Genomic DNA, 18,368 nt, shown 5'->3' with positions numbered 1-18,368 from the left:
AGACCTCAGATGGAGTTACGACCGATGAAGAAGGCTTCATCGAGGTCAGTGGTCGGGTTCAATCCAGCCGCTTCTAGTCCTTTACGTAACACCGCCATGTCGCGTTGGTACACGCGTTGGGTAGGGTGGGGCATAGGACCGCCGTTGTAACCCTGCAACCAGCCTTGGTATTTCCACATCATGCGATTGAGAAGTCCGTTTGCCGCCATTGGCAGGCTTGCAAACGCTTTGCGTGCCGGATCCATTTTGTACCAGAGCTGAGTTGCCTCATCGTAGTTGCCCGCGCGGATCAACTTGTGGATCTGTGGAAGCAATGGGCCGTAGTAAGAGGAGTAGTTAGTTCCACAGAAAGGGATGTCCATCACCTGTGCCAAAGGCACGTACTCATACTCAAGCGGAGATGAGATAACGACTTCCTCATGGAACTCGCGGTGAACTTCGATCGCCGACATGATGTAAGGCAGTCCGCCTTCGGCTTTGATTGCAACGACGTTGGGGATCTCGTCGACCATTCGACGCAGCACCGCCAGCGGAATGTCGGCAGGGTGCAAGCGGCTGAAACCCCAGGCGGGCAGCGGGAAGATTATTACGCCCAGGTTCGTCGCGGCGCAGATCGCCTTGGTGTACTCGAATACTTCGTCATAGGACTTCGGATAGAAGTACGGAGGATAGCCAAGCAGCACAAGGTCGGCGCCGGCAGCTTCGGCTCGCTTGACTGCCTCAATGTTATCTTCCAGCGTGTTGAACACCGCGTGGTGAACGATCACGAGACGGCCGGCTGCTTGATCGGCCATGATTTGACAGAACTCACCGTATTGCTCTTGGGTAATGGCTACCTCCGAGCAGGACAACGACCCGACGAAACCGTGCTTGATTGCCAGTTCTACGTCGTGGCGAATGGCTTTCTCATTGATGCGCTTGAAGTCGGAGGTCATTGTCGGAATCGTAACGTTGGCGACCCCAACGAGTTTCTCGCGGGCCCAGTCTCGAGCGTCCTTTTTATTGTAATTGGCCATGTAAGGCTCCTGTCAGTCAGGGTGGGTGATAGTCGTCGCTGTTCGCTCAGCGCTTTGTTTCAAAATCGATCGGCAATGGTGTTGCCAGCCCGGCTTCAAGTGCCTTGGTCAGGATGAGTTCCGCCACCACGATGTCTTGAAGACCACCGCCAACTGACTTGAACATTGGGGCCTTGGCTTGCTTCAACTGTTCACTGCAGGCGCCGCCCATCAGGTCAGACAGGCTGAAGGCCTTCTGGCGGAATTCGATCCCGGCGGCATGGGCGGCAAGCATGTCTCCTGTCTCTTCCAGCACTTCTTCCAGGGTGTCGCAGATGATCAAGTCGCTGCGCTCCACGACTGAAACATCTATTTCACGCTGCTCCGGGATGGTCGAGCCGATCGAAACGACGGTGGCGCCCGGCTTCAACCAATCGCCAAAAAGAATCGGCTTTTCATCGCGCGAGCGTGCTGCCGTCAGCACGATGTCGGCGCCTTCCACGGCTTCTTGTGCTGAGCCAACACCCCGGGCGGGTACACCGAGATCTCGTGTCGCCGATGCGGCAAATGCTTCGCGTCGTTCAGGAGTCGGGCTGAAGACGACAATTTCGGTCAGTTCGCGGACGCTGGCGAAGGCGCGGATGTGCATCGAAGCCTCCAATCCACTTCCTATGACGGCAAGGCGTGCAGGCCTCTGTGGGGCGAGGCGGTCAAGGGCCGCGGCCGAGGTAGCTGCAGTGCGAAATCCAGTCACCAGGTTTGCGTCAATGAAAGCGGCGATGCGATTGGTCGTCCGATCGAACAGAACGATGACGTACTCGATTCCCGGTGGCGCATCGCCCATGTTCGAGCCCATCAGCTTGGCGCCGAAGTAGCGTCCGCCCGCCGGAATAGCCGGCAGGGTGCGAAGCCAGGTTTTTTCAAGGCTTGCAACGGTGCGGGGCGGAGTAGCCCTGGCTGGCAAATGTTGCCCGTAAGCGGTCTGTAGCGCGGCGATCGCATCTTTCCAACGGAAAACGGCCTGCGCGGCAGCGCTTGAAACGAACACGGGGGACTGGGAAGTGGCGGTCATGCGTTGAGCTCCGAAAAAGGCAGAGACAGTTGAAGTAAAGGGCGAGGCGGCCTACGTAAGCCGCACTCAGGCTACGGATGGTTACTTAACTAAAGGCAGCACTAACAAAACGATGCGTACACAAAGTATTATTGGGTGAGATTGCCATTGTCAATGGCTTACTTTCCTAAAGATTGGTTTGCTTTGGTACGGTTGCGAAAACGAAACGGAACGTATAGATTTGATTTGTCTTTTGCAACGCTGATTTCTGGTGAGCGCCATGAAGCGGGGATGATGGGTAGTTGAAGGCCTGGACGGTCCTGCCCAGTGGATTTGTTCGTCGCTGCACTTGAAGCGGTACTGTGCGAGGCCTGAAGGCTCGCCACAGATGACTATACGAGGGCTATACCCGGTCGCGGATGTCTCTTGCCGAGGCGTATTTCGATGTATCGGATCTGGCAAACAGGCTGTGTCATTAGATCGCAGCTACCACCCGCCAAAGAAGCGGAGAGGAGACAAGAATGAGTCAGGTTAAACGCGTTTTGATTGTAGGCAGTGGAATCGGCGGTGCCACCGCAGCTTATGCACTGCGCAGAGCGGGAGTGGACGTCCACTGCATCGATATCAAGCCGGGGATTCCCTCGGCAGGGTCGGGCATTTGCCTGTTACACAACACGGTCCGAGCATTGGACATGATCGGATTGGCGGAGCCATGCCTCGACAGTGGTATGCGATTCGACGCGTTTCGGCAATTCGATTCCTCAGGTCAACTCCTGCGTTCGGATCCTGCACCTCCCAGCTGTGGCATCCGTCGGCCAGAACTTGCCCGAATCCTGGAGTCGGCAGCGCAAGGGGCGGGGGCAGTTCTAGATAAAGGGTTGACGATCGAACATCTCGACGACCGTGGGGACTGCGTCGAAGTTAAATTCTCGGATGGTCGCGAGGCTACCTATGACTTGGTTGTGGCTGCGGATGGTGCCTACTCCAAGCTCCGCGATCAGGTTTTCGGTGCTGAGTGCAGACCTCGTTTCGCAGGTCAGAGTGTGTGGCGTTTCAATGCGCCGCGTCCGGCTCAGATTGATGGGTTCTGTTTGTACCGCAGCCCGTCAGGTAAAACAGTGGGCTCTTTCCCGACATCGGAGGACAGCTGCTACCTGTTTTATCTCGAGAACAGCGTGGAGCCTCTGCGCGTACCAGAGGATCAAGCGAAAGCGATGATTCGCGAACGCCTTGCCGAATATACCGCGCCGGCTGTACTGGAAGCGCTTGAACAGGTAACTGATGCCAGGCAGGTTATCTTCCGTCCGCTGGATATCACGCTGGTACCAGCGCCTTGGTACCGCGGCCGCGTAGTGCTCATCGGCGATGCTGCACATTCACCAACACCGCATATGACGTCTGGAGGTGGCATGGCCATCGAAGATGCCGTGGTGCTTGCAGACTGCGTATCCAAGACCCGATCTGTTAACGAGGCACTGGCGATGTACAGCGAGCGCCGATTTGAACGATGCAAAACCATTTGTGACGCGTCATTGCAACTTTGTCACTATGAGCAGGAAGATCCGCTGAAAAACAGGGAGAAGTCGGCGGCTCTATTGCTGAAAACCTATCAATATTTGGGACAGCCTATCTAGAGCATCAGGTTGACGTTATCTGTCAAAAAGTCCCGATTCACCTCTCAGGGTGAATTGGGACTGAGTCAATTCATACTTTTATAACGATCGGCAGCCAAACAGTGCTGTTCAGTTTTCTGAGTTCGTTACTCCCAGCAAGTGGTATATGTAGTCGATATGCGACTTGGCAAACTCCTCGTTTAATGGCGCGTGGCCGACCAACAAGCGCATGTAGACTGCTGAATAGATTATGTCCATAAGCGACTCGACATTGGTATCGCTTGGGATTTCACCGCTGCGTTTCCATTCTTCAAGTGTTTCTTTAACTATTGCGCGTCGCCCATAGTGGAATCTCTCTCGAAAGGCTCGTAATACTGAAGGGTCAGATTGTCCCTCGGCTATGATTTGAGCAAGTATTCGGCCTGGCCAACCAGAAAATTGCTCCACTAGTGTACGGAAATGAACAGCGATGGCCTTCTTGGGGCCGAGTTCAATTGGTAGTGGGGTTTTAAGAAGATGGTTCTCAATGAAGGCGTCAATGACCAGTAGCGCTTTCGAGTCCCACCATCTGTATATGGTTGCCTTGCTGACACCCGCTTCCTTTGCAATTGCCTCAATCGAGATGGCCTGAATGGAGTTCTCGCGTAGCAACTTTATGGTCGAATTCAGTATTTGCAGTCGAGTAACTTCGCTGCGTGGTCGTCCTAAAGACTTCTCCTGCATAAAGTATTCCTTAATAAATGTCTAATTTTAACAGGAGCGTGATGCTGCATGTGCTCACTCTGCGGCAGGGGCTGCTGCCTGCTGAAATCAAGCTGAGGCGTTTCTGATCGTAGCCAACAGACCACTCAAGAAGCAATGTAAAAAATGCTTTGGTTCTGGCTTGGTGAGCGTGGAAGGCCTGTGTGGATTAACTCCGAAGGCATATGAGGGCTGCCATCTGACGGTATTGAAAAAGTAAGCTTGCACAAAACGATACGGATCGTATATGTTTGTTCCGCGCATATGAAGCCCATCACGGGCACAACAACAAGAACGCGCGAAGGAGACAAACATGCATCAGGGTTCGAGCCTGAAAGGCGATGTTACGACCGTTACCAGTGTGGGTAGCATCTGGCACTCGACCAGTGAACAGGTGGCTGAACGCGACAAGCACTTCGTGTCCGCTGATTTCCAAAATTTCCCCGTCAGCGCTGCCTCGGCGCGCGATACCACCGGCTCGATCCTCGACGCCGATCTCAGTCTTTCAATCGGCGTTCAGAGCTCCGCTACATTCCTCAACGTTTTCGGGGAGTGAGCATGTCGGTCCCCAATATTTTCAATCTCGGAATTGGGCGACGCAAGTTGCTCGTGTCCACCGCCAGTGCCGCGACGCTCGCCATGCTGGGTGCGTTGCCGGCGCTCGCGAAGCCATCCCGAGAGATCGCTCGAACACCATTCGACCCCAGTCCGTTTGACGTTCGCTTTGTCGTGACGGATCGCCGCTTGCCGCAAAGCCTGGCTTTCGCCATTGAGCATGCCAAAAAGGGTAGTGCGCGGCTTGAAGTCACGAACGGACTCACGAGGCTTTGGCAGGAATCGCTCGTGCCGTTTTGGCGTGAGCAAGGTGGCGCTGTCGCCGGACTCACCACACGCGAGGTTTGGCATTGCCTTGCGGAACAAGCACGCAGCCAGTCGCGCCGCACGGTCGTGCTGCATCAGCACGACGTATCGGCGAGCCAGCCCAATCCTTTGGTTTCATGGATCATCGCGTGAATTATGAGAACACCCCCGAATGTATCCCCCGAGGTTTTTTCCGTCGCGCTGAAGGCGTTTGTCGGTGTAGTCGGAAAAGAATGGGTCTTCGTTGAGGACGAGGATCTGTTTCCCTACCGTGATTCTTATTCCCCGCTGCGCGACACGCCCGAGGATCGAAGCGCATCCGCTGCCGTGGCGCCCGGTTCGGTTGAAGAGGTGCAGGCGGTCGTGCGCATTGCCGATAAGCACCGCATACCGCTGTATACGATTTCCACCGGCAAAAACCTCGGCTACGGCGGTTCAGCGCCCAATCATGGCGGCAGTGTTGTGCTGGACCTGAAGCGGATGAACCGAATCGTTGAGGTCAGCGAAAGCAACGGCTACGCAATCGTGGAGCCTGGCGTCAGCTATTTCGATCTGTATAACTACATACAGGAACGTGGCCTGAAGGTGTGGTTGGACGTCGCCGATCCGGGCTGGGGCAGTGTGGTTGGCAATGCGCTTGACCATGGTGTGGGCCACACGTTGTCGCGCTTTCGCAACCACTTCGATTCGCACTGCGGCATGGAGGTGGTGCTGGCCAATGGGGAGGTGGTTCGCACAGGAATGGGAGCGCTACCCGGTTCCCAGACGTGGGGACAATTCAAGATGGGGATGGGGCCGATCCTGGACGGCATTTTTTCCCAGTCCAATTTCGGCGTTGTCACCAAGATGGGCATCTGGTTGATGCCGGCACCCGAGGCCTTCATGCACGGCATGGTGATGGCCGCGCGTTATGACGATCTGCACGCCGTAGTGGAATTGCTCAAGTACGTCGAGAACACCGGGTTAGCCTCTGGTGCGCCGGAAATGGGCAGTCCACTGCTCGGCATCAGCAATTACACGAAACATCTTGTAGACGCCTTTTACGAAGGTCCGCCGCAGTTGCAGAAGCAGCATGCTGATCTGATTGCGAAAGCCAGTGTCGGTTACTCGGCTGAACTGCAGAAGTATGGGCAGGACAACAACATTCCTTACTGGGTGCTTAACCTGAAGTTCTACGGACCACCGAAGGTGATCCAGGCCCAGTGGGAGGCAGTACAGGAGCTGGCGGTAAAATCGATCAAGGGTGTGCGCTTTCAGGCTGGCCAGATCCAGACCGATCCGCGCAAAGCTTCTGCTGAGTGGACGGTTTACCCGCAGGATGTGGGTGTGCCGAACATGGATTTCTTCGGTATGGGCACGCGTGCCGGAGGCAACCCGCATCCGATGCGCGGCCATATGTGGTTCTCTCCGGTCATTCCACAGACTGCGCAAGGCATCCTCGAAGCCAATCGCGTCTTCGAAGAGGCTTACCGCACCCTGCCTGCGCTGCAGAACGTGCCGATCTGGAACCTCAGGCCTTTTGCGTTGCCTGCGCCGTTTTTCGAGCGCGCTTTCCTTTTCATCGTGGGCTTCCCGATCACCGATGATACGGCGATGAACAAAGCCTCCATCAAGGCGTATCGGACACTGCTGGATATCGGCGCACAGCATGGCTGGGGCGAATATCGTTGCCACCCGGAATTCCAGGACCAGGCCATGGGCCTGTATTCGTACAACAACAACAGCCTGCTGCGCTTGAACGAGGTCATCAAGGACGCCATCGATCCTAACGGAACTCTTTCGCCGGGCCGCTACGGCATCTGGCCTAGGCACTTGAGGAAGGACGCCAAATGAAGACGATCCGTCTCATCGTGCTGATGATGCTGGCATGCATGGCTGGTCTGGCGGTCGCCTCCGAGCCGGCCAGACAAGCTGTGTCGGCGCATCCTGGCAAGCCGATTTTCGATCAGTGGTGCGCGATCTGTCACGCCGCAGCGCCACGCATGCCCGGCACTGCTTCGCTGACGGCCAAGTACGGCGGCAGCTTACCGTCTGCCCTGGAAGACCGCACTGACATGCCCCCGGCCTTCATCAAACATTTCGTTCGCAACGGCGTACTGATCATGCCGGCATTTCGTAAAACCGAAATAACCGACGCCGACCTTGAATTGCTCGTCGACTACCTAAAGGCCAAAGACCAATGAACTCACATTCTGCTTCTGAGACCCTGACCAAGGCTGCTGGCAACCAGAGGGATTCCCGCAACGGTACCGCAGCGCTCGTCATCGGGCATTGCGCTGGCCTGATGGATATCACCACTTTGCCGATCTGGGTCGGAATCGTCCTGATCGGCCAACTGGCACTTGATCCGCAGCGTGCGGGTTTCCTGCTGACTCTTTTTCTGGGGTCGGTCGTGCTTAGCAGTCTGTGTATCGCACCAAAACTATCCCGACTCAACCGCAAGCGCATGGCATCGGCGTCTTATGCAGTGGCTGGTATGTCCTTCGCCAGCATGGCAAGCGTAAGTGACAGCTATGTCCTTTTGGCTTCGGCGCATGTCGTCGCAGGTCTGGCGGTCGGCTGCGGCCTGTCGATAGTTCACGGGACGATGGGTGGTACTGCCAATCCGCACCGCGCAGCGGCAATGGCTTTTAGTTCGCTGAGCCTGGTGTCCATCCTGGTGATGGCGACGCTGCCTCCGCTAGTGGGCAAGATCGGCCCGAACATATTCTTCTACACAATGTCGGGCATCATGTTCACTGCCGCACTGGCCGCACTGCTTGCTTTTCCGAACGTCGCCCGTACGGCCCAGCAAGATCGATCCACGCTCGCCAAGTTGCCTGCGCGAGTGTGGTTCGGCATCGCCGGCGTGAGTCTACTGATGGTGAGTCATTCGATGGTCTTCGGCTTCATCGAGCGAGTAGGGGGCTGGCACGGATTCAGCCCGGCGCAGATCACCACGGTGCTTGTCATCAGTGGCTTCGTGAATCTCGTACCTGTCGCCCTTTCTAGCATTCTCGAACGCCACTTGCCGGCCTCGGGCGTAGTCGTGGCTGGCCCTCTGATTCAAGCCACTGCAGCTGTCGCTGTGACCCAGTTCGGTGGTTACGAGGTTTACATCGTTGCAACCTCGGTTCTCATCGCCGTCGTTACATTTACCCATGTGTTCGCGTTCGGGGTGCTGGCGCGACTGGATCCGTCCGGTCGCGTGGTCGCAGCCACCCCGGTGATGGTCATGGCGGGTTCGGCTACTGGCCCACTCCTTGGGGGCGTGCTCGCCCTGCATGTTGGCTATGGCAGCTTGGGCTGGGTGGCGTTGATATTGGGTCTTTCGTCCGCCCTCTGCTTTCGCTTTGGTACCCGTAAGGCGTGATGGAAAACAACAATAATATGAAGTCCCTTACTAGAGGATTGGTATGAGCAAGCGATTGCAAGACAAGGTCGTGTTACTGACCGGCATTGGTAGCGGGATGGGGCGAGAGACTGCTCGGCTGTTCGCCAGCGAAGGCGCGATCGTCGTCGGCTGCGACATCAACCCGCAGACGGCCGCAGAAACCGCAAAACTGGTTGAAAACGATGGTCATTCCATCGACGTGGTTGCGCCTGTCGACCTCAGCGATCGCGAGGATGTAGCGCGTTGGATTGATGGTGCTGTCGCTCGGCATGGCCGAATTGACGCGCTCTACAATAATGCCAGTCTGCCGCGCTTTGCGCCTTTTGCGGTGCAGAGCGACGTTGACTATGTCTTCACTATCCAGAATGAACTTGATCTTGTCTGGCGTGCTTGTCAGCTTGCCTGGCCACATCTGGTGAAGTCCAAAGGTGCCATCGTCAATATCGGCTCCGGTGCTGGCATGCAGGGAGCGAGAACGCTGCCGCAGGCTGCGCATGCCGCGGCGAAGGGGGCGGTCCTTGCCTTGACGCGCCAACTGGCCGCAGAAGGCATTGCTGTTGGTGTAAGGGTTAACTCGGTTAGCCCTGGTGTGATGAACACCCCGCCCGTTCAGGCGATGTATCGGGAGTTTGGTGACAAAGCACCCGTGGCTCCGATCGTGGAGCGCACCCTGACCGGTAAGCCAGGCGAGCCGATCGCTGTCGCTTGGGCTGGCCTTTACCTGACCTCTGATGAATCTAAATGGGTCACTGGGATCAATATCCCTGTGGACGGTGGGGCTAGCTCAATCATGTAAGTCGAGTCGGGTTCAGATGACTGAGCCCGGCAGGCCGATCCTGTACAGGCAAGAGTAGTGTTGACCATGACTAACATTTCGATGAATACCCTCAATGCAGCCAAGGTGCTGGCAAGCCCGCTGCAGATCAACGGATTGCAAATCAAAAACCGCATTATCCTCGGGCCGATGGCGGTACTTCGCCCAACCGAAGACGGCCGCCCAAGCGAGCAGACCATTGCGTTCCTCAAGCGCCGCGCGCAGGGCGGAGTTGGCCTGGCCATCGTTGGCGGATCGGTATGCAGCGAACGCGCCTGGAACGAGTCACCGTTTGCGCCAAACCTGCGCTTTGACAAGGACGAATTTGTCGATGATCTCAAGCGCCTGACAGACGCCGTACATGAAAGCGGTGCGGCAGTGTTCGCGCAGCTGTTTCCGAGTTTCGGCCGCATGGGCGTGCCGCGAAACGGCCGGTGGATTTTGGCGGCCAGCCCGAAGCCGGTGAACCTGGGGGCCGGTGGCTTGCCCAACCATCTCTACATCCCCGGCGGCCGAATCACACCGGTGCCACACGAGGCCAGCATCCAGGAGATCAAGGACATCGAGGCGAGCGTCGTCAGCGGTGCACGCCGAGCCAAGGCTTGTGGTTTCGATGGCGTCGAGATTGGCGCACACATGTGCTACTTCTACTCGTCCTTTTTGTCCCCGCTGGCCAATCAGCGCACCGATGAATATGGCGACTCGGTTGCCAATCGCGCAAGAGCCTTGCGCGACGTGGTTGCAGCGGTGCGCGCCGAAGTCGGCCCGGATTATCCGGTGGGTGTGCGCATGAGTGTGAATGACCATATGCCCGGCGGCCAGGGGCCTGAGGGTTACGCTGAAGTGGCAGCGCACATCGCCGAGGTCGGCCTGGACTTCATCTCGCTAAGCGAGGGCAACTACGAGTCGATGCGTGACAATGTGCCAAGTTCTTCCGGCAACATGCTGACTCTCGGGGGGCCGGAGGCCTTCCGCAAGGCACTAGGAAGCGGGGTGCTCCTGTTCCTATCCAGTACACCAGACCCCCGGCAAGYGGCGGCGGCAATTTGGGACGGTGATGTCGATGCAAGCATGCTGGCGCGGCAGATGCTGGCCGACCCTGATTATGCGGTGAAGGTTATCGAAGGCCGTGAGGCTGAGATCGTGTGGTGCGACCATTCTAATTCCTGTCTGCGCAGGCTGATACTCAACGCACCGGTTGCCTGTCATAAGAACCCGGAGATGGGGCGCGAGGATCCGAAGGCTAAACGTTCCAGCCCGGCTCAGAACCTGGGCGTCTGGGTAGCGGGTAACAAAGTGCTGATGGGCGTTGCCGACAAGCTTGCCCGCGCCACGCGGAAGAAATGACCCAATTGGGACGAGCACTTCGATAAGTCTTATAGCGAGACGAGCGGGGTGTTCGTAACCAATGACTCGACGTCGGTATCCGATCAAGTCAAGCTTACGTACTGAACTTGATCAACGGCTAGGTCTCGGAGTCAGTCTTATTGACACCCAGTAAGTGGTACACAAAGTTTATGTGCGACTCGGCAAACTCCTGATTAAGTGGGGCGTGTCCAATCATGAGTCGCATGTAAACGGCTCCGTAAATCAAATCCATCAGTATCTCGATATCCGTATCGGGAGATATCTCGCCGCTAACCCTCCATTCTTCTAGAGTTTCTCGAATTATTGCGCGTCTTCCATAATGAAACCGCTCTCGAAAATCTCGTAAAGTAGAGGGAGATGACTGACCTTCCGCGAGAATTTGTGCGACCAATCGGCCGGCCCAACCAGAATATTGGTCCACAAGGGAGCGGAAGTGCTGAGCAATTGCCTCTCTCGGGCCAAGTTCTCGTGGCAAGGGTGTCTTCAACATCTGATTTTCTATGAACGCGTCAATGACGACTAACGCTTTAGAGTCCCACCACCGGTATATGGTCGATTTACTAACGCCAGCTTCTCGTGCTATCGCCTCGATTGAGATTGCCTGAATGGATTTTTCCTGCAGGAGACTGATGGTAGCGTCCAGGATCTGACGGCGCGTAGCTTCACTACGTGGGCGACCCACTACCGATTTTGTGGTCGATGCGGGTTTATTAATCGACATTCTCAAGATCCCTTACCCAGGTACATTTGTTCTGAAAAACAAAAGCCCAGGATGGCTCTCGTCAAGACATTAATTAGTATACGTAGTGTTCAGTATATTGCCTGTGTTGAATAATTTCTACCCCGGGTTAAATCCATGTCGTAGGAAAGCCTTTGATCACGATTAAGCCAGTTTTGCCGAATATTCGCGGGTCTTCATAGCTTAAATTGAGGGTGGTGTTGTAGGCGGCAATTCTCCGATTTGGTTAGATTTATTCGACTCACAGCGTTTCGTATGTTTCAGCTTCTTTTGGGCGGGAGCTTTGTCGGGCAGTCAGCGACGCGAGTAAGCAAGCAAGGAGTGATTTGTCACCTGTGTCGGTGAGTCACCCCCTCCGGGCTCGTTTGCGCTTTTTGTTCGTTGCGATAAGAGCCTCTATGAAAAGTGCAATCTTCTGTTTGTAACGTGCATTTTTCGTCCTGTTCCAGCACCTCATACTGGAATGGTATTTCCCCGCTTACCTGCTTGCCATCTGGCGTACGGTGCCTTCCGGCGCGATTCACAGGTGCTTGCTGAGCGGAGCGCTACTATCCAATAATAAAGAGACCGCCCATGAAAACTCCAAACCCGCTATTGGAAGACCTGAAAGGCGTTCTGCCTATTATCGCGGCTAATGCCTTCGAGGCCGAACGCGCGCGTTATGTTCCCGCCGAAAATATCGCCTTGCTCAAAGGCATTGGTATGCACCATGCGTTGCAGCCGAAAAAATACAGCGGCATGGAGATCTCCCTGCCTCAGTTTGCCGACTGCATCGCATTGTTGGCCGGTTCCTGTGCCAGCACTGCCTGGGCCATGAGCCTTCTATGTACTCACAGTCATCAAATCGCAATGTTTTCCAGCAAGCTGCAGGATGAGGTTTGGGGGAATGACCCCGATGCTACTGCCAGCAGCAGCATCGCGCCTTTTGGTCGCACCGAGGAGGTGGAGGGAGGCGTCACCTTTAGTGGTGAGATGGGATGGAGTTCAGGCTGTGATCATGCCGAATGGGCCATCATGGGATTCTTTCGCGAGAATACCGAAGGCACTCGGGATTATTGTTTCGCGGTGCTGCCAAGCAGTGACTACGAAATTCGCGATGACTGGTTTGCCGTTGGTATGCGTGGCAGCGGTAGCAAAACCCTGATCGTCAAGAATGCTTTCGTGCCTGAGCACCGAATCCAGAAAGCCAGGGACATGATCGAAGGCAAGTCGGCGGGCTTTGGTCTGTATCCGGACAGCAAGATTTTCTTCGCCCCTTATCGGCCTTATTTTGCCAGCGGCTTCTCGACTGTCAGCCTGGGTATTGCCGAGCGCATGCTGGATGTTTTCCGTGAGAAAACCCGCAACCGCGTCCGTGCCTACACCGGTGCCGCTGTCGGCGCAGCCACCCCGGCATTGATGCGCCTGGCAGAATCCACGCATCAGGTTGCAGCCGCCCGAGCGCTGCTGGAAAAAAGCTGGGAAGAGATTGCTGATTACAGTGAGCGCCACGAATACCCAAGCCGTACCACGCTCACGTTCTGGCGTACCAATCAGGGCTATGCCACAAAGATGTGTATCCAGGCCGTGGACCGTCTGATGGAAGCGGCCGGCGGCGGTGCATGGTTTGAAACCAACGAGTTGCAACGCTTGTTCCGCGATTCGCATCTTACGGGTGCGCATGCCTACACCGACTATGACGTCTGTGCACAGATACTCGGTCGCGAACTGATGGGTCTTGAGCCCGACCCCTCAATGGCCTGAGGCCGTTCGCCGCCAAGCCACAAGCCCCTCATAAAAATAATTAGAGCGCGCCCCAAGGCGTGCTCGGGAGTCTTGCATGTCCGATATTAATGAGATTGCCGTTTCTTCCGCCTTCGATGCGCGTGCATTTCGCCGCGCGTTAGGTAACTTCGCCACCGGCGTGACAGTAGTGACAGCCGCCGATCAGAACGGCCGCAAAGTGGGGGTGACGGCCAACAGCTTTAACTCGGTGTCGCTAGATCCGCCGTTGATCCTGTGGAGCATCGACAAGCGCTCTTCAAGTCACGACGTGTTTGAAGAAGCTACACACTTTGCCGTGAACGTACTCGCTGCTGATCAGATCGATCTTTCGAACAATTTCGCCCGTCCAAAGGATGACCGTTTTGCAGAGGTCGAATTCGAAACAGGCAAGGGCGGGGCGCCAGTGTTCGCTGACTGCTCGGCGCGTTTTCATTGCGAAAAATACCAGCAGGTGGACGGTGGTGATCATTGGATCATGATTGGCAAGGTGGTGGCTTTCGATGATTTTGGTCGTTCACCGTTGCTGTACCACCAGGGTGCCTACTCCATGGTGCTGCCGCACACGCGCATGACCAAGAGTGGTGAAGGTCAGCCGCCCAGCAGCCACTTCCAAGGGCGGCTGAACCATAATCTTTACTACCTTATGACTCAGGCGCTTCGCGCTTATCAAGCAAGCTATCAGCCCCGACAATTGTCCACCGGTTTACGAACCAGTGAGGCACGTATGCTGATGGTGCTTGAAAGTGATGCGGGTCTAAGCCTCACCGATCTGCAGCGCGAGGTGGCGATGCCCGTGCGGGAAATCGAGGAGGCCGTTGCCAATCTCACTCGTAAAGGTCTGGTCTGTGAAGAAGATGGGCACTTGCATTTGACGGTTAAAGGTATCGATGAAACGGAAGGATTGTGGTCAATAGCCCGTGAACAGCAGGAAAAAGTCTTCAGTCAATTTAGCAACGACCAATTGGAAACCTTCAAGACCGTGCTGAAAACGGTTATCAGGCTCTGACCTGATTTAGATTGCAATCAAATTAGTCGGCGCCAGAGGCGCCGTTTTATATGAGGGTGAGAATTTTTATGGCTATATCGGCGTGATAAGATTGTTAATATGCTAACTAAATTCGAGTCGTTCTTAAATGCCCAAGCACCGACAGTCTCTAACACTCAACTTGCTCCAGGCCCGTGAAGTCGCCATGAGCTTTTTCCGGCCCTCCCTGAAGGATATTGGCCTCACTGAACAACAATGGCGGGTGGTGCGGATTCTCAGTCAGCAGGGCGAACTGGAGATCAATCGCTTGGCGGACTTGGCGTGTATTCTCAAGCCCAGCATGACCGGGGTACTGGCGAGGATGGAAGCCGCAGAGCTGGTCGAACGACGGCGCTCAGAACACGACCAGCGTCGAGTGCTGGTGAAACTGACCGTTGCCGGAGATAGCTGTTTTGAAAGTATGAGGGGGCGCATGGAAGAGAACTATGAGCGCTTGCAGGAAGGCTTCGGCGCGGAAAAATTGCAGACGTTGTTGGTGCTGCTCAACGATTTGAAGTCACTGAAACGTTGATCTCTGGATGATCACTGCTGGCAAAAACGACCGCCAGCAGTGAGTGTTTGAAATTGACTTGAAATCAGTAAACGCCACCGGTACTGATGGTGGCCGGGGTATTTTTGAACTTACTTGTCAGTGCTTTCAGGCCTTGCATCAGTACAGTGGTGTCGACGCCCACCGCTACGAATGCCGCGCCGAGCTCGATGTAGCGCCTGGCCAGTTTTTCGTCAGCGCTGAGAATGCCGGGTGCTTTGCCCGCATTGCGGATTCGAATGATCGTGTCTTCAATGACTGCTTGAACTTCGGGATGGCCCGGATTGCCACGATGGCCCATGGCAGCGCTGAGGTCGGCGGGGCCGATAAACACCCCGTCAACGCCTTCGACGTTGACGATGGCATCCAAATTGGCCAAGCCTTTGAGGCTTTCAATCTGCACCAGCAGGCATATTTGCTCGTCAGCCTTGTCCAGGTATCCGGGCACGGTGTTCCAGCGTGACGCCCGTGCCAATGCGCTACCTACACCGCGCACGCCACTGGGTGGATAGCGCACGGCGCGCACCAGTTCTTGCGCTTGCTCGGTGCTTTCGACCATCGGCACCAACAAGGTCTGGGTGCCGATGTCCAAAATTTGTTTGATCAACGTTGTGTCGCCAGCGACAGGGCGGATCACCGGATGACTGGCGTAGGGCGCTATCGCCTGTAGTTGACCAAGCATGCTGCGTACGTTATTGGGCGCATGCTCGCCGTCGATCAATAGCCAATCGAAATCGGCATTGGCTGCCAGCTCCGCGCAGTAAGGGTTGGCCAGGCCGAGCCAAAGGCCGATCTGCGCTTTGCCGCTTTTCAGGCGTTGCTTGAATGTGTTGATGGGCATATCCATGAATCAATCCTCCAGGAGTCAGACGAAGCGGCAGGAGATGGAGCCCAGCATGTCGTAGTCGACATGGAAGGTATCGCCTGGGCTGGCGGCCACTGGACGGGTAAACGACCCGCCCAGAATGATTTGCCCCGGTTGTAACGTGACATCGTAAGGTGCGAGCTTGTTGGCCAGCCAGGCGACACCTTTCGCCGGGTGATTGAGCACGGCGGCAGAAACTCCTGATTCCTCGATCACGCCATTGCGGTACAAGACAGCGGGCACCTTACGCAGGTCGACCTCATGAGGGCGCACAGCACGGCCACCCATGACCACTCCCGCGTTCGCCGCATTGTCGGAAATGGTGTCGAAGACCTTGCGCGTGGCTTTGGTCTCGGGATCGATCTGCTGGATACGCGCGTCAATGATTTCCAGGGCGGGGATCACCCATTCGGTAGCATCCAGTACATCGAAAATAGTGACGTTTGGGCCTTTGAGCGGCTTGCCGAGAATGAATGCCAGCTCCACTTCAACGCGCGGCACGATAAAACGGTTGAAGGGGATATCGGTACCTTCGTCGAACAGCATGTCGTCAAGCAACGCCCCGTAATCCGGTTCTGTAATGTTTGATGAAACCTGCATGGCCCGAGAGGTCAGGCCAATCTTGTGCCCCACCAGCTTGCGTCCGTTCTTTATTTTCTGCGCCACCCAGGCTCGCTGAATGGCATAGGCATCTTCGATGGTGATCTGTGGATGCGCGAGGGAGAACTGCCCGACTTGCTCACGAGAGCGTTCGGCGTTGTCCAGTTGAGCAGCGGCTTGCTGGATGAATTCTTGATCGAGCATGACGTGGATCTCTTAATGAGGATTGACGATGGCGGCAGGCGTGCGCAGCACCAGGAAGGCGCCTGCGACGATCAAGGTCGCGAGGACGTAGAGGGCAAGGCTGGCGCTGTGGGTGGTGTCACGCATCCAGCCAATCAGATTGGGTGTCAGAAACGAGGCAATACTTCCCAGAGAGCTGATCAAGGCGATGCCCGCCGCCTGGGTGCTGTTTGACAGGAATGCGGGAGGCAGCTGCCAAAACATCGGTAGTGCGGCGCTCGCGCCCATACCGGTAATCACCAATCCGCCGATTACCATGAAGGGATCGTCAGGCAAAAGTCCGGCTACGGCGATACCGAGGGCTGACATGAGCAATGGCACACTCAAGTGCCACCGGCGTTCGCGGCGCCGATCCGATGAGCGTCCGCAGGCGATCATGAAACCGCAGCCTGCCAGATAGGGCAGAGCACTGAGCAGGCCGACCTTGCCATCGCTGCCAATCCCGGAGCTGTGAATCAGTGTAGGCATCCAGAAAGCTAGCGTGTTGACCGCCAACATGACCGCGCAATAGATGCCCACCAGCAGCCAGACCTGAGGATCTCGCAGTATTCCGCCGAACGAGATGATGGATTTGCGTTGCTCTTCGCTAGCCAGTTGGGCGCGCAGTTGGTCTTTCTGCTGGTTGCTGAGCCAGCTAACTGACTCGAAGTTGTCGGGCAATACCTTGAGTACCAGCAAGCCGAGAAGCACAACTGGCGCGCCTTCAATCAGGAACATCCACTGCCACCCACGCAGGCCCCCAACATCATGAAAGCCTTGCAGGATACCGCCCGATAACGGGCCACCGACGACCCCGGCCAGCGGCACGGCAATGGCAAACAACGCGGTTACTTGTGCGCGCCTACTGGCTGGATACCAGCGGTTTAGGTACACCAAAATGCCTGGGAAAAATCCGGCCTCGGCGACGCCGAGCAAGAAGCGCAACGCGTAGAAGCCCTCAGCGTTTTCGATCAACAGCATGCTAGTCGACAGCGTTCCCCAGACGACCATCAACAAAGCGATCCAGCGCCGTGGCCCAATGCGATCCAAGGCAATGTTGCTGGGGACACCAAACATCGCGTACGCAACAAAGAACAGGCCTGCACCAAAGCCGTAGACGGTATCGCTGAATTGCAGGTCGGCGCCCATCTGCATCTTGGCGAAACCAATGTTGATCCGATCAAGATGAGCAAACAGGTAACACACCAGCAGCAGTGGCATCAGCCGCCAAGTCACTGTGCGGTGGGTCGACATTGAGGCATCGCTCAAAGGCTGTGTAGCGGAAGTGGCTATGCTCATGATTTTGTACTTTTTGTGAGAGTGGCCGTGGGGGGGGGAGGGCTTGCTAATTCGCCTGCTGCTTGAGGAAGGCATGCACGTTGTTGAGCTTGAAGTTCAGCTCGGGGTGCAGCTCGATCATTTCAAACGACAGCGCCAGCAGACGTTCCGCCTGCAGCGGAGCAAAGTGCGCGGTAATGACTTCGAACAGCTTTTCAGCGACCTGTTGGCGCGTCGCCAGGTCGCGGCCATGGCCAACCTTCAGCGTCATGTGGACGAAGGCGTAATCGTGTTTGCCGTCGGCCATGCGCCACGTATCCAGTCGAACGCCTCGGCTTCGGATACCCCCCAGCGGAAATACACCGCTGCCCCCCAGTGTCGCGTGGACTTTTTCAAAAAGGCCCGGCAAGTCGGCCTGTAGCTCGATGTTGTCGGTGTATTCAGCAATAAAATGCGGCATGTGCCCTCCTGGTAGGCAGTTGCGCTGAACGGCGGGCGCGCCCCTGCCGC

At 56.2% G+C, this 18,368-nt stretch carries 19 protein-coding genes; 11 read left to right on the top strand and 8 right to left on the bottom strand.

What is annotated here, in order from left to right; all coding sequences use genetic code 11:
* Nucleotides 1-5: 5 nt before the first annotated feature.
* Both AC1DRN_RS10025 and AC1DRN_RS10020 read right to left on the bottom strand, forming a co-directional pair.
* Entirely contained in the window at nucleotides 6-1,016 is a 1,011-nt protein-coding gene (locus AC1DRN_RS10025) for a dihydrodipicolinate synthase family protein (protein ID WP_223457503.1), read from the bottom strand.
* A 46-nt stretch (nucleotides 1,017-1,062) separates the two neighbouring features.
* Nucleotides 1,063-2,067: an ornithine cyclodeaminase family protein gene (locus tag AC1DRN_RS10020; protein ID WP_223457505.1), complete on the bottom strand. Its 1,005-nt coding sequence runs from the start codon at nucleotides 2,065-2,067 to the stop codon at nucleotides 1,063-1,065.
* 500 nt (nucleotides 2,068-2,567) lie between these two features.
* Between AC1DRN_RS10020 and AC1DRN_RS10015 the strand changes: the two genes are divergently transcribed.
* On the top strand, nucleotides 2,568-3,680 hold the full coding sequence (locus AC1DRN_RS10015; RefSeq protein WP_223457507.1) for an FAD-dependent oxidoreductase: 1,113 nt from the start codon (nucleotides 2,568-2,570) through the stop codon (nucleotides 3,678-3,680).
* A 108-nt stretch (nucleotides 3,681-3,788) separates the two neighbouring features.
* Here the strand turns inward: AC1DRN_RS10015 and AC1DRN_RS10010 are convergent, their stop codons facing one another.
* Nucleotides 3,789-4,382, bottom strand: coding sequence for a TetR/AcrR family transcriptional regulator (locus tag AC1DRN_RS10010; RefSeq protein ID WP_223457509.1), 594 nt, complete (start codon nucleotides 4,380-4,382; stop codon nucleotides 3,789-3,791).
* Nucleotides 4,383-4,713: 331 nt separating this feature from the next.
* Between AC1DRN_RS10010 and AC1DRN_RS10005 the strand changes: the two genes are divergently transcribed.
* From AC1DRN_RS10005 to AC1DRN_RS09975, 7 genes are all read left to right on the top strand, one after another.
* Entirely contained in the window at nucleotides 4,714-4,956 is a 243-nt protein-coding gene (locus AC1DRN_RS10005) for a hypothetical protein (RefSeq protein WP_223457511.1), read from the top strand.
* A gap of 2 nt (nucleotides 4,957-4,958) precedes the next feature.
* Nucleotides 4,959-5,414 (top strand): hypothetical protein, encoded by a 456-nt coding sequence (locus AC1DRN_RS10000; protein WP_223457513.1) that lies wholly within the window; start codon nucleotides 4,959-4,961, stop codon nucleotides 5,412-5,414.
* Nucleotides 5,415-5,417: 3 nt separating this feature from the next.
* Entirely contained in the window at nucleotides 5,418-7,094 is a 1,677-nt protein-coding gene (locus AC1DRN_RS09995; protein WP_223457515.1) for an FAD-binding oxidoreductase, read from the top strand.
* Nucleotides 7,091-7,444, top strand: a complete 354-nt coding sequence (locus AC1DRN_RS09990; protein ID WP_223457517.1) for a c-type cytochrome — start codon at nucleotides 7,091-7,093, stop codon at nucleotides 7,442-7,444. The genes AC1DRN_RS09995 and AC1DRN_RS09990 overlap by 4 nt, the downstream gene beginning before the upstream one ends.
* Entirely contained in the window at nucleotides 7,441-8,613 is a 1,173-nt protein-coding gene (locus AC1DRN_RS09985) for an MFS transporter (RefSeq protein ID WP_223457518.1), read from the top strand. The genes AC1DRN_RS09990 and AC1DRN_RS09985 overlap by 4 nt, the downstream gene beginning before the upstream one ends.
* 43 nt (nucleotides 8,614-8,656) lie before the next feature.
* The gene (locus AC1DRN_RS09980) at nucleotides 8,657-9,430 is read left to right on the top strand and encodes an SDR family NAD(P)-dependent oxidoreductase (RefSeq protein WP_223457520.1); all 774 of its coding nucleotides are present in this window, start codon (nucleotides 8,657-8,659) and stop codon (nucleotides 9,428-9,430) included.
* Nucleotides 9,431-9,496: 66 nt separating this feature from the next.
* Complete coding sequence (locus AC1DRN_RS09975; RefSeq protein ID WP_477786691.1) at nucleotides 9,497-10,795, top strand: oxidoreductase; 1,299 nt, start codon at nucleotides 9,497-9,499, stop codon at nucleotides 10,793-10,795.
* Nucleotides 10,796-10,913: 118 nt separating this feature from the next.
* On the opposite strand, the gene AC1DRN_RS09970 is transcribed toward AC1DRN_RS09975, so the two are convergent.
* Nucleotides 10,914-11,537 (bottom strand): TetR/AcrR family transcriptional regulator, encoded by a 624-nt coding sequence (locus AC1DRN_RS09970; protein WP_223457524.1) that lies wholly within the window; start codon nucleotides 11,535-11,537, stop codon nucleotides 10,914-10,916.
* Nucleotides 11,538-12,128: 591 nt separating this feature from the next.
* On the opposite strand from AC1DRN_RS09970, the gene AC1DRN_RS09965 reads away from it, so the two are divergent.
* The 3 genes from AC1DRN_RS09965 (at nucleotide 12,129) to hpaR (ending at nucleotide 14,875) form a co-directional block, all read left to right on the top strand.
* On the top strand, nucleotides 12,129-13,298 hold the full coding sequence (locus AC1DRN_RS09965) for a p-hydroxyphenylacetate 3-hydroxylase oxygenase component (protein ID WP_223457526.1): 1,170 nt from the start codon (nucleotides 12,129-12,131) through the stop codon (nucleotides 13,296-13,298).
* A 76-nt stretch (nucleotides 13,299-13,374) separates the two neighbouring features.
* Nucleotides 13,375-14,325 carry a p-hydroxyphenylacetate 3-hydroxylase reductase component gene (locus tag AC1DRN_RS09960; RefSeq protein ID WP_223457528.1) on the top strand — a complete coding sequence of 317 codons (951 nt, stop codon included), beginning with the start codon at nucleotides 13,375-13,377 and terminating at the stop codon, nucleotides 14,323-14,325.
* A gap of 127 nt (nucleotides 14,326-14,452) precedes the next feature.
* Nucleotides 14,453-14,875, top strand: a complete 423-nt coding sequence (gene hpaR / locus AC1DRN_RS09955) for a homoprotocatechuate degradation operon regulator HpaR (RefSeq protein WP_223457529.1) — start codon at nucleotides 14,453-14,455, stop codon at nucleotides 14,873-14,875.
* A gap of 64 nt (nucleotides 14,876-14,939) precedes the next feature.
* Here the strand turns inward: hpaR and hpaI are convergent, their stop codons facing one another.
* From hpaI to AC1DRN_RS09935, 4 genes are read right to left on the bottom strand one after another with little or no spacing between them, the layout of a single operon-like run.
* Complete coding sequence (gene hpaI / locus AC1DRN_RS09950) at nucleotides 14,940-15,740, bottom strand: 4-hydroxy-2-oxoheptanedioate aldolase (RefSeq protein WP_223457530.1); 801 nt, start codon at nucleotides 15,738-15,740, stop codon at nucleotides 14,940-14,942.
* 18 nt (nucleotides 15,741-15,758) lie between these two features.
* Nucleotides 15,759-16,562, bottom strand: coding sequence for a 2-oxo-hept-4-ene-1,7-dioate hydratase (gene hpaH, locus AC1DRN_RS09945; RefSeq protein ID WP_223457531.1), 804 nt, complete (start codon nucleotides 16,560-16,562; stop codon nucleotides 15,759-15,761).
* Between the two features lie 12 nt (nucleotides 16,563-16,574).
* Nucleotides 16,575-17,879, bottom strand: a complete 1,305-nt coding sequence (locus AC1DRN_RS09940) for an MFS transporter (protein ID WP_223457657.1) — start codon at nucleotides 17,877-17,879, stop codon at nucleotides 16,575-16,577.
* Between the two features lie 46 nt (nucleotides 17,880-17,925).
* A complete protein-coding gene (locus tag AC1DRN_RS09935) occupies nucleotides 17,926-18,318 on the bottom strand; it encodes a 5-carboxymethyl-2-hydroxymuconate Delta-isomerase (RefSeq protein WP_223457532.1) in 393 nt (130 codons plus the stop codon).
* Between the last annotated feature and the right edge of the window lie 50 nt (nucleotides 18,319-18,368).

It is taken from the genome of Pseudomonas sp. P5_B3, assembly GCF_056400405.1.
Note: the sequence above shows the minus strand (reverse complement) of the source record. Positions and strands in the feature narration are given on the sequence as shown.

Excerpts from the sequence above, each read along its gene's own strand:
- AC1DRN_RS09995 (WP_223457515.1), top strand. The coding sequence starts at position 5,418 with ATGAGAACACCCCCGAATGTATCCCCCGAGGTTTTTTCCGTCGCGCTG.
- AC1DRN_RS10010 (WP_223457509.1), bottom strand. The coding sequence starts at position 4,382 with ATGCAGGAGAAGTCTTTAGGACGACCACGCAGCGAAGTTACTCGACTG.
- hpaR (WP_223457529.1), top strand. The coding sequence starts at position 14,453 with ATGCCCAAGCACCGACAGTCTCTAACACTCAACTTGCTCCAGGCCCGT.
- AC1DRN_RS09985 (WP_223457518.1), top strand. The coding sequence starts at position 7,441 with ATGAACTCACATTCTGCTTCTGAGACCCTGACCAAGGCTGCTGGCAAC.
- hpaI (WP_223457530.1), bottom strand. The coding sequence starts at position 15,740 with ATGGATATGCCCATCAACACATTCAAGCAACGCCTGAAAAGCGGCAAA.
- AC1DRN_RS10000 (WP_223457513.1), top strand. The coding sequence starts at position 4,959 with ATGTCGGTCCCCAATATTTTCAATCTCGGAATTGGGCGACGCAAGTTG.
- AC1DRN_RS09960 (WP_223457528.1), top strand. The coding sequence starts at position 13,375 with ATGTCCGATATTAATGAGATTGCCGTTTCTTCCGCCTTCGATGCGCGT.
- AC1DRN_RS09970 (WP_223457524.1), bottom strand. The coding sequence starts at position 11,537 with ATGTCGATTAATAAACCCGCATCGACCACAAAATCGGTAGTGGGTCGC.
- AC1DRN_RS10020 (WP_223457505.1), bottom strand. The coding sequence starts at position 2,067 with ATGACCGCCACTTCCCAGTCCCCCGTGTTCGTTTCAAGCGCTGCCGCG.
- AC1DRN_RS09935 (WP_223457532.1), bottom strand. The coding sequence starts at position 18,318 with ATGCCGCATTTTATTGCTGAATACACCGACAACATCGAGCTACAGGCC.
- AC1DRN_RS09980 (WP_223457520.1), top strand. The coding sequence starts at position 8,657 with ATGAGCAAGCGATTGCAAGACAAGGTCGTGTTACTGACCGGCATTGGT.
- AC1DRN_RS10005 (WP_223457511.1), top strand. The coding sequence starts at position 4,714 with ATGCATCAGGGTTCGAGCCTGAAAGGCGATGTTACGACCGTTACCAGT.
- AC1DRN_RS10015 (WP_223457507.1), top strand. The coding sequence starts at position 2,568 with ATGAGTCAGGTTAAACGCGTTTTGATTGTAGGCAGTGGAATCGGCGGT.
- AC1DRN_RS09940 (WP_223457657.1), bottom strand. The coding sequence starts at position 17,879 with ATGAGCATAGCCACTTCCGCTACACAGCCTTTGAGCGATGCCTCAATG.
- AC1DRN_RS09990 (WP_223457517.1), top strand. The coding sequence starts at position 7,091 with ATGAAGACGATCCGTCTCATCGTGCTGATGATGCTGGCATGCATGGCT.
- hpaH (WP_223457531.1), bottom strand. The coding sequence starts at position 16,562 with ATGCTCGATCAAGAATTCATCCAGCAAGCCGCTGCTCAACTGGACAAC.
- AC1DRN_RS09965 (WP_223457526.1), top strand. The coding sequence starts at position 12,129 with ATGAAAACTCCAAACCCGCTATTGGAAGACCTGAAAGGCGTTCTGCCT.
- AC1DRN_RS10025 (WP_223457503.1), bottom strand. The coding sequence starts at position 1,016 with ATGGCCAATTACAATAAAAAGGACGCTCGAGACTGGGCCCGCGAGAAA.